Origin of the sequence: Halomonas sp. BC2 (assembly GCF_002078115.1) — a bacterium.
GTDB lineage: Bacteria > Pseudomonadota > Gammaproteobacteria > Pseudomonadales > Halomonadaceae > Vreelandella > Vreelandella stevensii.
In genome coordinates, this window is the sequence record NZ_LFGT01000001.1 from 71,914 (window position 1) to 84,372 (window position 12,459).

Genomic DNA, 12,459 nt, shown 5'->3' on the forward strand with positions numbered 1-12,459 from the left:
AGTGTTATAGAGCGCCGATAACAGCAGGTTTTGGACCATGATGCGACGCGTACGCTGGGCAACCCTCAACAGCCTGGCGACCCCCGCAATACCGGGAGACAGCAGTTGCGCAGCGGCCCCTTCCCGAGCAGCGTCGCTGGCGTGCAGCGGGGCCACGCCCACCGCTGCTGCTGCTAGGCTCAGCGTGTCGTTGACCCCATCGCCCACGTACAGCGTGGGCGATGGCAGCGCCTCCAGCAAACGTGCCTTGGCCTCCGGGGAGCGCTGGGCATAGCACGCTTCCCGCGGTAGCCCAACGCGCTGGCCCAGCCACTGCACCGGGCCCTGGCGATCTCCGCTGATCAGCGCCAACACGTAACCGGCATCCTGTAACTGGGCAAGCGTGATCTGGGCATCCGGCACGGGCTGGTCGGCCAGGTACAGGGTGGCCAGCCATCCTTGCTCATCCGCCACCAGCACCTCGGATGCAAAGCCATATGCCGGGTGCTTTGCATCGGCGGGGATCTCCTTGCCCTGTTGGGCCAGCCACGCGGTACTGCCCAGCCACCAGGTGTGGCCATCGGCGAAGGTGATGGTTTGCCCGGCCCCCGGCGTTTCATGAACCTCCACCTGCGCCCGCGAGGTGCCGCTTGCCCAGTGGCGCAGTCCGTTCGCCAGCGGGTGTTCACTCTGCCTGACTGCCACGGCCAACTGTTGGCGGAATAATTCCGCTTCTTCCCCCTCGCGCAGCATCGCGTGCAGCACGCGATGCTGCCCCTGGGTCAAAGTACCGGTCTTGTCGAACGCCACCGAGCGCACCTTGGCCAACACTTCCAGCGCGGCAGGGTCGCGCAGCGCAATACCCTGCTGGGTGGCCTGGCTGCTGCCCGCCAGGCTTGCCAGCGGCACAGCCAGACCCACGGCGCAGGGGCAGGCCACCACCAGCACCGAGAGCGCGCGCACGCTCGCCTCGTCCCACCCCACGCCCATCAGCCAGGCAATGGGCAGAGTCACTGCCGCCAACACCAGCGCGGCGGGGCTCAGCCAGGCGGCAAACCGTTCGGCCAGGGTGTGCAGCTCGCCTTTTTGCGTTTGAAAGCGACGCATCTGGTCACACAGTTTGTCCATTCGCCGCTGGCCCGCCGTGGCGGTCACGGTCAGTTCCAGCGAGCCGCCCTGCCCACCGCGGCCCATAAAACGACAGCCTGCATACACTGGCTGCCCGGCACCCACGAAGCGCGGCTGGCTTTCACCGGACAGCGTGGCGGTGTCCAGCCAGCCGTCGGTCTCCAGGCTGCCATCCAGCGGCACCACGTCGCCTGGGGCAACGGCAATGCGTTGGCCCAGCGTGACCTCCTCGATGGCAGTTTCCTGAACCTGCCCTTGATGCAGCACCTGCACCGACGTATCGGGCAGCGCCAGCGCATCGAAGGCTTTCAAGCCTCGCTGACGACACAGCGTTTCGACCAGTCGCCCCACCAATAGCAGGACGATCAGCATCACCGCCGTATCGAAATAGACCTCTACCGAGCCACGCCACAGAAGGCCCAGCGATACCACTACGGCGCCCAGCACGCCCAAGCTCACCAGCACGTCCATACCGGGCCGCCTTGCCCGCAGTGTGCGCCAGCCCGCCCGGTAAAAAGGCAGCCCGGCATAGCTCACCACGGGAATCGCAAAGGCACCCGACACCCAGGCCAGTACGCTCTCCAGCGCGGCCGTGGGCATGGCCCCAGCGTAGATCAGCAGCGAGGCCAGCATGGTCCACATGCCAAATACCGAGCCGACGATCAAGCGCAGGGTCAAGTAACGGCTTTCCTGCTCCAGCCGGGCATGGGCGTCCTGCAGGTCTTCCAGCGGTGCCAGCCGATAGCCCAGCCGCGCCACGTTGGGCGCCAGTGCGTCCAGCGTCGTGGCATCGGGCTCACCCTTCACCCACACGGTGGCGGTCGGGTAGTGGACGCTGGCGTCGAGCACGCCCGGCTGCTGTTTGAGCGCTCCTTCCACCGCCAGCGCACAGCTGGTGCACCACATGCCGTGCAGCGTATACAGCGGTGCTTCCAGGCTGTCGGGTTGGGCCGCCTGCGTGGCCGATGCGTCGCTCAAGGCCACGTTACACGCAAGGCGGAATGCCTATGATCGGCAGCGCCACGAACACCACGCTAAGCGCCGAGAACAGATACAGCCCCGCCGAGACCACGGCATTGAACCGAGCACGCCCCTGGTGGTGCTGACCTGCTTGCCAGCACCACCAGGTAAGCGCCGCCAGCAGCGCGGTCGTGACGAGACTCAGCAGCAGCATCCAGCCATTGAGCAGCGTGAACACGCCTCGCTCCGTGGCAGGGGCCGCCACCTCGCAAGCCACGGCGTGGCCTCCATAAACGGCGATGAACCAGATGCACCACACGGTCAGGCCCACCACGAAGTGGATGGGATGCGTCAACCTCAAGCGCTCGAGTAAAGGTGACATGGCCTCAACCTCCAATGACGCGGGGCAACACAGCGAGCGAGCCCACCAGGATCCAGAACACCACGGCGTTGTAGCGCCACAGCTGTACCACCACGGCAGGTTCGAACGGCGCATGGGCGCCCACGTAGCCGTAGCGCACCCGCAGCGCCTGCATGACCGTCAGCACGACCGCCAGCCCGCCGTGGAACAGGGCATAAATCAGGCCCAACAGCAGCACGGCATCGTGGGTGGTCTCGGTGGGAGCCAAATCGGCGGCCAGCATCACCCAGGTGGTCACGGCGACCTGCACGGCCCCCAGCGCACCGGCCAGATAGAAGCCGCTGGCAAGCCCGGCATCCTGCTGGCGGCGCAGCCCACGGATCATTTTGACCATCACGATGTAGCCCGCCGTCATGGCCAGAGCCGCTACCACCAGCCCCACCAACGACAGTGGCGACGTGTCGGGCATGCTCCACTCCGGGGAGACGGTCCACAGGTAGAACCAGCCAAACAGGTACGAGAGGAAGAACGAGCCGTTGGCAATCAGGAAGGTGCCCATGGCCCATACACCCGGGCCATCCATGGTGCGAGAGTGCAGCGGCGGGGCACCGGGTGACACATCGGCATCCGGCGCGGCCTTGGGGTGCGCGCCGTTCTCCCAGGACCAACGCAGCAGGAACACCCCGGCAATCAGCACGAAGACACCAGCCAGCGCATAGACCCGCACCAGCAGGCTGATACACACCACCGCCAGCGCCATGGCAGCAAACAGCGGCCACCAGGAGTTACCCGGCAGGTGGATGATTTCACGCACCTTGCCGGAGATGGGATCAGTGCCCCACATCTCACGCCGCCCGTGGGTGGCCACCGCCAGCGAGTGCTTCCCTTCTGCCATGGTGACAGGCAGGTTGGGGTCATCCCACAGAGGGTGACGGGTTTCGATCCTGGGCAGGCTGACGAAGTTGTAGGCACTGGGCGGCATGGTGTTGGCCCACTCCAGCGTATCGGCGTTCCAGGGGTTCTGCTTGGCGGGTTTGCCAAAGCGAAAGTGCAGCGCAATATCCAGCAACACCATGGCAATACCGGCAGACATGACAAAGCTGCTGACCGACGAAAGCAGGTTGTAGATATCCCAGCCCATGCCGGTATCGTAGGTATAGACTCGGCGCGGCATCCCCAGCAGCCCGGTCCAGTGCATGATCAGGAAGGTGCCGTTGAAGCCCAGGAACGTCAGCCAGAAACCCCAGCGTCCCAGGTTCTCAGAGGGCATGCGCCCGGAAAACAGCGGCAGCCAGTAGTAGAGCCCGGCAATCAGCGGGAAGAACATGCCCCCCACCAGCACGTAGTGCATGTGCGCCACCACGAAGTGGGTATCGTGCACCTGCCAGTTGAACGGCACCAGCGCCAGCATGACGCCGGTCAAGCCACCACAGACAAAGATGATCAGAAAGCCCAGCACCCACAGCATGGGCAGCTTCATTTTGGGCTTGCCCAGCCATAGCGTGGCCAGCCACACGAACACCTGAATGGCCGTGGGCACTGCCACCAGCATACTGGCCGCCGAGAAGAAGGCTTGCGCCAGCTGGGGAATGCCCACGGTGAACATGTGGTGAACCCACAGGCCGAAGCTGATGAACCCCGTGACGATAATGGCAAAGACCACCCAGCCGTAGCCGACGATGGGCCTGCCAGCGAAGACTGGAATCAGCGTCGAGATGATCCCCGCCGCCGGCAGGAAGATAATGTAGACCTCAGGGTGCCCGAACAGCCAGAACAAGTGCTGCCAAAGAATCGGATCGCCACCACTGGCCACTTCGAAAAACGGCATGCCGACGGCGCGCTCCAGTTCCAGCATGACACTGGCCAGAATCAGCGGCGGAAAGCCCACCACGATCATCAGCGCCATGGCGAGGATGTACCAGGCAAACAGCGGCATTTTATGCAGCGCCATGCCCTGGGTACGGGTGCGTAAGATGGAGACGACGATTTCCACCCCGGCAGAAAGCGCCGAGATTTCCACGAAGGTAATCCCCAACAGCCAGAAATCAGGGCCAAGGTCAGGGGAGAACTCGCTGCTGCTGAGCGGCGTATACATGAACCAGCCGCTGGAAGGAGCGATTTCCAGAATCAGGCTGGAGGTCAGAATGATGCCGCCGAACAGGTAACACCAGTAGCCCAGCGAGGTCAGCCGAGGGCACACCAGGTCCCGCGCGCCGATCATCTTGGGGATCATGTAGATCGCCAAGCCCTCCAGCATGGGGATGGCGAACAGGAACATCATGACCGTGCCGTGCATGGTCGTGACCTGATTGTAGATATCCGGCGACATGAAATCCTGATCGGGCATGGCCAGCTGGGTACGCACCAGCATGGCCAGGATGCCGCCGATCAGGAAAACACCATCCCGGTGATCATGAAGCGCAGGCCCAGCGTCGTATGGTTGACGATGGTCAGTGCCTTCAACCCCTTGGGGTTGCCCCAGATATCGTGCAGGTCTTCGTGGAGCTGCTTCGGGTCCTGCTCAACGGCTTTTTGACTAACGCTACTCATGGGTTCAAGGTCTCCAACCAAGCACCCAGGCTGTCCAGGGTGTCCGTGTCGATATCAGCGTGGGACGGCATCAGGTTACCGGGCTTCAGCGTCTGATGATGCTGCAGCCATTGGCTGATGGCGCCATCGTCCATGGCCATCACGCCAGCGCCCAGCGTCGCTCGGCTGCCCACGTCGGAGAGGTCGGGCCCCAGCGTGCCACCACTGACCCCGGCCACCGTATGGCAGCTGGCACAGTGAGTCATGAACGCGCTGCGCGCCTCGTCATCGGCGGCATTGGCCGTGGCCGCTGCTGCCAGCGCATCCTGCTGGCGCTCGGCCAGCCAGGCGTCGTACTCTTCTCGGGGCAGGGCTTCGACGAACAAGTGCATGTGGGCATGCCCGATGCCACACAGCTCGGCGCACTGGGCACCGAAGACGGCAGGAATGTCTGCTTGCAGGCGAATGCGGTTTTCCCGGCCGGGAATCATGTCGACCTTGCCGCCCAGGCGCGGAATCCAGAAGCCATGGATGACGTCGGCGCCGGTCACGTGGAAGTCCACCGGCTCGCCGACCGGCATCACCAGATGGTTGGCCGTGACCACCTCGCCGCCTTCGGCATTGGGGTAGCGCACTTCGAACCACCACTGGTGGCCGATGACTTCGATCACCTCGCCGGGTTCGCCAATGGCCAGCATGCGCTGACCGGCGGGCACGCCAAAAGCGAGCAGCGCCACGATGCTGGCCACGGGCAGCAGGATACCGCCACCCAGAATCCAGTGGCGGGCCACCTTGCGCTCCTGGGCAGGTGTGCGGGTGACGTCCCTGGGCTTGAAGGCAAACAGCCACAGCCCCGTGAGTACCGCCAGCACCACGGTGCTGAAAGCCAACATGATCCACCAAATCAGGGCAACATCTCGTGCAGCCTGCCCAGCGGGGTCTAGAATGGACTTATCGCCCGCACAGCCTGCGGTCAACAGGGCCAGCCCGAGAACCGCCAAAATGGCTATCCGGTTGACCCGCCGACCCGTAACGCGTTGAATGTTGGGCGAGGCTATATTGCTGTTGCGTTCCCTCATCTGCTGTTTCCCTTTAGTCTGCCCACAGGAAGTGACCATGGCGCCAACTCCCCAACGTTCGATCAAAAGCCGCGCCTCTTTGGCTGGCCACCCGCTGCACCCCGTAATGATTCACTTCCCCGTTGCTGCCCTGATGGCCCTGGTGGCAAGCGACCTGGCCTACTGGTATACCGAAGACCCCTTCTGGATGCGCAGCGGCCTGTGGCTGGCGGGCGTCGGTGCCTTTGGCGGCTGGGTCGCCTCGATAGCCGGTATCATCGATCTGGTCACGGTGTCGCGCATTCGGCGTCTGATTACCGGCTGGAGCCACGCCATCGTGGCGGTGGTGATGCTCTCGCTGGCGTCGTTCAACTGGCTGCTGCGCTTCAACGAGCCCGACGCGATCCTGCCCTGGGGGCTGGCGGTATCGCTGCTGACCGGAGGGCTGATTGCGCTGGCCGGCTGGCTGGGCGGCCAACTGGTTTATGAACACGCCGTGGGCGTGGATGTCGACTGACCACCTGCTCATGGGCATCGGCTAACTCCAATCAAGTGGTTTGGCCAGCACGAAGCCCAGTACGGCCAGAATACCCGCCACTGCCAGCAACAGCGCCAGCAGGTTGGCGGGTTTCACACCGCGATAGATGCCCATTTCCAGGCGTAGAATCAGCCAGCCAAAACAGCCGTGGGCAGCCACCATGACCACCACCGCGGCCAGCTTGAAGATCAGCCACCCCCCCATTAACCCGTGAAGCAGGAACAGCAGCGTGCCCGACGCAATGGCCAGCAGCGCGGCAGGGGTGGCAACGGAGTTGTAGAAGTAGCGCGGCATGGGCGGTGAGCCCTGCGCAAAGCCAGCGTCCTTGCGCAGCTGAAGGGCGTGACTCAGCAGCGCAGGTAAGTAAAGCAGCGAACCGCACCAGATAACCAGTGCGGCAATGTGAAGCAATTTTAGCCAGGGCATTGCGGCTTCCTTGCGTTGCATTGGGCAGGGGGAGAAATAACTCCGTTAACCTTAGACAACACTGGCCACTCTGGCTAGCCGTTTAGCTAACGATAATCTCGTAACCCGTGAATTTACGAAGATTTATCACGCCGGTATCGAGTATCAGGTACTGCCCTTTCACGCCCTGCAAGACACCCTCTACCTGTGGCTGCTTATCGAAATTGTGCGACACCACCTTGCGTGGAAAAGCCTCCACCGGGTAGTGGAAGTGGTAAGGCGTTTCATCCAGTTCACGAATGGCATCCTCACCGTGCACCTGGCGCAGTTGCGCCAGCCCATCGGCCAATACGCTCAACAGACGGTCTCGCTCTGCACACAGGTCCAGCGTGGCCACCTCGCCTTTCAGCATGGCCCGCCAGTTGGTGCGGTCGGCGACCTGCTCCTTGAACAGCATTTCGACCATGCCGGACTGCTGCCGCGTATTGACCTCCAGAATAGGCAGCGCCTGAATTGCCCCCTGATCCAGCCAGCGGGTGGGCATCTGGGTTTTGCGGGTGATGCCCACCTTCAGCCCCGAGGAGTTGGCAAGATAAACGATATGGGGCTGGAAACAGTGGGCTTCGCCCCACTCGGGTTCGCGGCAGGTGCCCTGGTAGTAGTGGCAGGTTTCCGGCTTCATGATGCAGGTATCGCACTGGGCCAAGCGCTTGAAACACGGGTAGCAATACCCCTGAGCAAAGCTCTTGTTGGTGGCGCGCCCGCAGTGAGTGCAGGCAATGGCCCCGCTCCAGTGCAAGCGTATGAACGACCCTACCCGCTCGTTCAGGCCAACCCGATGCTCCCCGGCACGCAGGTGGTACACCACCTCGGCATCCTTGCGGCTCGGCACACTGGCCGCCATTTTCTGCAGACACCCCTGCACCGGCGTAGCGTCAGTGGCAAACAAATCATCAGTCACGGGTGGCATCCCGAGCCAGGCCTGCCATTTCCGGGCTGACGCCCGCCCCCGTGGCACCCGCCCCACAGGTGCGGCGCTCCAGGTAACCCACCCGATTGGCTTCGGGCACGTTGTTTTCCATTTCATAGCGCATCACCGCCTCCAGGCAGAGCTCGGTCTGCTCGGCGGTCAGGCGACGCCCATCCGGCCACTTGCGCAGGGCAACCGCCTGCTTGAGGCTTTCATAGATGGTGGGCGTCATTTGATGAATCATCTTGTCGAACGTCATGTCACTCACGGTCAGCACCTCTTTTGCGGGTTGCTCAAAGCTTTTTGAAGCGGGAAGAATAATACCAGCCGGTTGCCAGCCCCACGAGCAGGCCACCCAAATGCGCCTCGTTGGCAACGTTGCCAAAGCCCACGGTGCCTGCAATGCCGGTCATGGTAAAGACCATCCAGCCCAGCATGAAGACCACCAGCATTTGCGGCACGAAAAAACCGCTGCCTGGGGCACGCCGGGACATCAGCCACACATGCGCCAGCAGCGCATAGACGACCCCGGACATGCCACCAAACAGCACCGTGCCGGTCATGTACTGGGCAAGGTTGGCACCGATGCCCGCCAGCAACAGCAATAGCAGCATCGTTTTGCTGCCCTGGCGCCGTTCGATCTGCTGGCCGAAATACCACACCCACATCAGGTTGAAGATCAGGTGCATCCAGCCAAAGTGGAGAAAAGCCGGTGACAGCAGGCGCCACACCTGACCACTGAGCAAGGTATCGGGCAGCGAACCGTAGACCAGCTGCCCCCCAGAGACACCCACCGGCACGATGGTCAAAGAGACGATCAACAGGTCGCCCCAGACCCCGGTCAATGCAAATACGGCCAGACTGATCAGAATCATCAGCGCCGTCACCGGTACTTGTCGCAGAGTCGCGACCAGCCCTTGGGTGGGCAGCGAGCGCTTGGGTGGCGCAGCGTCGCTGATCAGCTCGTCGCCTCGCTCCCAGCGAGCCACCAGGGCACGGAGCTCATCGTATTGGCGCGGGTCAGCCACCCAGAGGAGCTGGCCGTCTTCTTCATCGGTGATGCGATGGCCTATCCGGTAATGCCATAGGGCCTTGCGCAGCGCTTGAGTGTCTGCATCGGGGGGCAAGAGCATGACGGGGTGCATGACATCTTCCTTTTAACCAGTGGTCATGACGCTTACGCGCACGTTTGCCATCGGATACGCAAAAAAATCCGGCGGAGGGGGCCGCCGGATAAAAGCAAGGGATCATTCAAGGGAACACTTACTCTGATAGCCGGCAGCAGGGTTAGTTCAGCAGTTTTGCAAAAATTATGTAACCAATTGTAATAATTGCTCAAAAGGGTCAATCAAAATCGATCTCCCAGGGCTTGGGCAATGCCCGCTCTTCTCTAGGCACTTGAATCCAGACGAAATGATCGGCATTCAACTGGCGTTCACCGCTCCAACGATAGGCCACCAGTCGGCCAAATTTTACCGCACTGTAGTCCAGGCAAGCGATATTGGCGGCGGGCAAGGCGGGAATGCCCTCGCACCAGTAGTGGCCGATGAACAGCGGCGGCTGCTCCGGGCCGTAATAGCTGAGCCGCTCGCGCTCCTGCAGCGTCAATGACCGCGTCTCCAGGTCGCCCGGCAGGTTATCCGGCTGGAATACCACATCGCCCCACTGCTGCGGGTTGGCCGACCAGAAGTGCGCGCGAAAGGTCTGCCGAGTAAAGCCGTCGCCCGAGTGGATGGCCACGCCCTCCGGTAGCCGAATGTGCGGGCCACGGGTCAGGCGGTCGAGAATTCGGAACGCCTGGGTCGAGGGGTCGGTGGACTCCACCAGAAAGCGGTCGTCCAGTTGGGCAGACGGGGAGCGCTGGCGAAGCTGGCGAATCAGCTCGTCGTCCCAACAGGCGTGCACCACCCGGAGACCGTCCAGTTCCAGGCACAGCGGAATGGTCTTGAACCAGGCTAGGGTATCTTCCCACTCGTTGGTATGGTCACGATACTGGTCGAGGGTATCCTGAATGATGCGATTATGGCGCGGCGTATGCTCGCGCAGCCAGCGCTTGGCGCTGCCTGGCGGGGCCGGGTGCATATAGGCCAGGGCGTTGTATTCATGATTGCCCATGACGATATGCGCCTCGCCCTCCTCGACCATGCGCCGCGCGATGGACACCGCCAGCCGAATGCGTGGGCCGCGATCGATCAGGTCCCCCAGGAAGATCACCTTGCGGCGCGGGTGGCGATACACGCCCTTGCGCTGATGGTAGCCCAGCTTCTCCAGCAGCGCGGCCAGGGTGGCACCACAGCCGTGAATATCGCCAATGAGATCGTAGCCCTCCATGTCAATCTCCTAGCCGATGGCTCCAACCGAGTTTGCTGCGCAGCACTTCATAGAAGTTATGCCCCAAGGGGTGTACCAGTTGAACGCGCTCCGGTTTGCGGGTGATCACCAGCACATCGTCGGGCTTGGCCACCGCGCGGGTTTGCCCGTCGCAACTGATATGCGGGTAGGTCTGGTTGGTTTCGCCAATGTGTATACGAATCTCGCTGGCGGCATCGATCACGATCGGTCGGCTGGAGAGGGTATGCGGGAACATGGGCACCAGCGTGACCACATCCAGCTTGGGGTGCATGATGGGGCCCCCACCGGAAAGCGCATAGGCCGTCGAGCCAGTGGGGGTAGCGACGATCAACCCATCGCTGCGCTGGCTATAAACGAACTGGCCGTCGATGAACAGCTCGAATTCGATCATGCGAACCGCTTTGCCCGGGTGCACGACGACTTCGTTGAGCGCTTCGCCGTCACCCACCGCCACGCCATTGCGGTACAGCACGGCATCCAGCAGAAAGCGCTCTTCTATTTCGAACTCGCCTGCCAACACCTCCCCCACGCGCTGCTCCAGCTCGTCGGGGGAGATATCGGTCAGGAAGCCGAGCCGCCCGCGGTTGACGCCCAGAATCAGCGTGCCACTGCGGCACAGGGTGCGGGCGGCGCCCAGCAAGCTACCGTCGCCGCCCACCACGATGACCAGATCGCACAGCTCGCCCAGCATGCGACGACTGGCTTCCGGCTGGCCATGATGCGGCAGCGCGGTGGCGGTACGGTCCTCGATCAGCACCTTGTAGCCATGGCCAACCAGGTAATCCACCAAGCGCTGGAGCGAGTCCAGCACCTTGTCGCTGCCCAGGCGGCCAATCAGGCCAATGGTCTTGAACGGCGGCGTGGCTGGACGCTGGCGCCCGGCGGCGGTTTGTGAGGTTGAGGTATGAGACATGGGCGACTCTCGCTGGCATCAGCCCACATTATGGGGAGTCACGGGGTATCGGGCAAATCCGGCGGCGTGGCGATGACCCTCACCACGCCGTAAAATCAGCAGCTTGAGTCAGGCCAGGGCAACCTTGCGGCGCTGCAACCACCAGTGGTTGAGCCACAGAGACGCCCCCATGATGGCAGCGCCCAGCAACAGCTTGCCCAGATCCGCATCGCGGTTCCAGATGACCAGGTTGACCACCAGCCCAGCAGGCACCAGCGCGTTGTTCATGATGGCCAGGGTGCCCGCATCCACCCGGGTGGCGCCCTGGTTCCAGGCGAAGTAGCCCACCCCGGAGGCCACCAGACCCAACCACGCCAGCACGCCCCACTGCACCGGAGTGCTGGGTAGCGCTGACACGTTGCCGAACAGCAGGAAGGCAGGCAGCGCCACCAGCATGGCGCCGATGAAGAACCAGCCAAACACGTTGTGCCAGGCCAGCGTCGGCGGCAGGTCTGCCGCTAAACGGCGATAGCCCACCTGACCAATCGCAAAGCACAGGTTAGCCCCTTGAACGACCAGAAAGCCCAGCCAGAAGCCGCTGTCGATGCCGTCGTAGCGGATCACCCCGGCACCCAGCACCGCCAGCAGCGCAGTGACCAGATAAATAGGCGTGAATCGCTTGAACATCAGGTCATCCAGCAGGGCGATATACACGGGGGTGAAAATGGTGAACAGCAGGACTTCCGGCACCGACAGCAGCAGGAAGGATTGGTAGAAGAAGGTGTACATGACGCCCAGCTGAATGGCGCCCAGCGCCATCAGTGCCAGCCGCTGCTTACCCTGCAGCAAGCCCGGCCGTAGAAACGGCAGGAACACCAGTGTGGCAAGCGCCACCCTGATCAGAACGGCAAAGTAGCTATCCACCTGCCCCGCCAGGTAGACGCCGATCAAGGAGAAAGAGAAGGCCCAAAGCGCCGTGACACCAACCAGATAGCTCATCAGTAAACCCCGAAAAACATAAAAGTTGACGGAGATTATACGCAGTTATCGTTGGCTGCCAATGGCCACGGCGAGGAAATCAGCGCTCAGCGTGATGTTTGCCAAGCCAGCGCCAGGCGTAGATCACCCCGGGCAGCCAACCCAGTAGGGTCAGGAGCGTCGCCATGGCCACCCGCTGCCCGCCGCCATCGGTCAGCCCCACCGCCAAAGGCGGCAGCAATATGGCCAGCGCGCGATAGGCCAGGCGCAAGGCAGCCGGTCCCTGCACGGGGGGCTGCCCCGGTGATG

Annotated in this window: 12 protein-coding genes and 1 pseudogene; 1 reads left to right on the plus strand and 12 read right to left on the minus strand. The window is 62.8% G+C overall.

What is annotated here, in order from left to right:
* From B7L71_RS00315 to coxB, 4 genes and pseudogenes are all read right to left on the minus strand, one after another.
* Nucleotides 1-2,013, minus strand: a 2,013-nt coding sequence (locus tag B7L71_RS00315) for a heavy metal translocating P-type ATPase (RefSeq protein WP_249273139.1), incomplete at its 3' end; no start/stop codon positions are given.
* Between the two features lie 79 nt (nt 2,014-2,092).
* Nucleotides 2,093-2,449: a hypothetical protein gene (locus B7L71_RS00320; protein ID WP_039179486.1), complete on the minus strand. Its 357-nt coding sequence runs from the start codon at nt 2,447-2,449 to the stop codon at nt 2,093-2,095.
* A 4-nt stretch (nt 2,450-2,453) separates the two neighbouring features.
* Nucleotides 2,454-4,978 (minus strand): annotated as a pseudogene (ctaD, locus tag B7L71_RS00325) (cytochrome c oxidase subunit I).
* Nucleotides 4,975-6,036: a cytochrome c oxidase subunit II gene (gene coxB, locus B7L71_RS00330; RefSeq protein ID WP_081135089.1), complete on the minus strand. Its 1,062-nt coding sequence runs from the start codon at nt 6,034-6,036 to the stop codon at nt 4,975-4,977. The pseudogene ctaD and the gene coxB overlap by 4 nt, the downstream one beginning before the upstream one ends.
* 37 nt (nt 6,037-6,073) lie before the next feature.
* Between coxB and B7L71_RS00335 the strand changes: the two genes are divergently transcribed.
* Nucleotides 6,074-6,532, plus strand: coding sequence for a DUF2231 domain-containing protein (locus B7L71_RS00335; RefSeq protein ID WP_016914243.1), 459 nt, complete (start codon nt 6,074-6,076; stop codon nt 6,530-6,532).
* 21 nt (nt 6,533-6,553) lie between these two features.
* Here the strand turns inward: B7L71_RS00335 and B7L71_RS00340 are convergent, their stop codons facing one another.
* The 8 genes from B7L71_RS00340 to B7L71_RS00375 all read right to left on the minus strand — a co-directional run.
* Nucleotides 6,554-6,979, minus strand: coding sequence for a CopD family protein (locus B7L71_RS00340; RefSeq protein ID WP_016914244.1), 426 nt, complete (start codon nt 6,977-6,979; stop codon nt 6,554-6,556).
* Nucleotides 6,980-7,061: 82 nt separating this feature from the next.
* A complete protein-coding gene (locus B7L71_RS00345) occupies nt 7,062-7,928 on the minus strand; it encodes a DUF2797 domain-containing protein (RefSeq protein WP_081135091.1) in 867 nt (288 codons plus the stop codon).
* Complete coding sequence (locus B7L71_RS00350) at nt 7,912-8,196, minus strand: YeaC family protein (protein WP_026001740.1); 285 nt, start codon at nt 8,194-8,196, stop codon at nt 7,912-7,914. The genes B7L71_RS00345 and B7L71_RS00350 overlap by 17 nt, the downstream gene beginning before the upstream one ends.
* A 25-nt stretch (nt 8,197-8,221) precedes the next feature.
* On the minus strand, nt 8,222-9,073 hold the full coding sequence (locus B7L71_RS00355) for a rhomboid family intramembrane serine protease (RefSeq protein ID WP_081135093.1): 852 nt from the start codon (nt 9,071-9,073) through the stop codon (nt 8,222-8,224).
* Between the two features lie 199 nt (nt 9,074-9,272).
* On the minus strand, nt 9,273-10,259 hold the full coding sequence (locus B7L71_RS00360) for a metallophosphoesterase (RefSeq protein WP_081135096.1): 987 nt from the start codon (nt 10,257-10,259) through the stop codon (nt 9,273-9,275).
* Nucleotide 10,260: 1 nt separating this feature from the next.
* Nucleotides 10,261-11,193, minus strand: coding sequence for an NAD(+) kinase (locus B7L71_RS00365; protein WP_081135097.1), 933 nt, complete (start codon nt 11,191-11,193; stop codon nt 10,261-10,263).
* A gap of 108 nt (nt 11,194-11,301) precedes the next feature.
* Complete coding sequence (locus B7L71_RS00370; protein WP_039179463.1) at nt 11,302-12,171, minus strand: carboxylate/amino acid/amine transporter; 870 nt, start codon at nt 12,169-12,171, stop codon at nt 11,302-11,304.
* A 79-nt stretch (nt 12,172-12,250) separates the two neighbouring features.
* On the minus strand, nt 12,251-12,459 hold a 209-nt coding region (locus B7L71_RS00375; protein ID WP_139790005.1), incomplete at its 5' end, for a YqaE/Pmp3 family membrane protein.

Coding starts and splice junctions, on each gene's coding strand:
- B7L71_RS00320 (WP_039179486.1), bottom strand. CDS start 2,449: ATGTCACCTTTACTCGAGCGCTTGAGGTTGACGCATCCCATCCACTTC.
- coxB (WP_081135089.1), bottom strand. CDS start 6,036: ATGAGGGAACGCAACAGCAATATAGCCTCGCCCAACATTCAACGCGTT.
- B7L71_RS00335 (WP_016914243.1), top strand. CDS start 6,074: ATGGCGCCAACTCCCCAACGTTCGATCAAAAGCCGCGCCTCTTTGGCT.
- B7L71_RS00340 (WP_016914244.1), bottom strand. CDS start 6,979: ATGCCCTGGCTAAAATTGCTTCACATTGCCGCACTGGTTATCTGGTGC.
- B7L71_RS00345 (WP_081135091.1), bottom strand. CDS start 7,928: ATGCCACCCGTGACTGATGATTTGTTTGCCACTGACGCTACGCCGGTG.
- B7L71_RS00355 (WP_081135093.1), bottom strand. CDS start 9,073: ATGCACCCCGTCATGCTCTTGCCCCCCGATGCAGACACTCAAGCGCTG.
- B7L71_RS00360 (WP_081135096.1), bottom strand. CDS start 10,259: ATGGAGGGCTACGATCTCATTGGCGATATTCACGGCTGTGGTGCCACC.
- B7L71_RS00365 (WP_081135097.1), bottom strand. CDS start 11,193: ATGTCTCATACCTCAACCTCACAAACCGCCGCCGGGCGCCAGCGTCCA.
- B7L71_RS00370 (WP_039179463.1), bottom strand. CDS start 12,171: ATGAGCTATCTGGTTGGTGTCACGGCGCTTTGGGCCTTCTCTTTCTCC.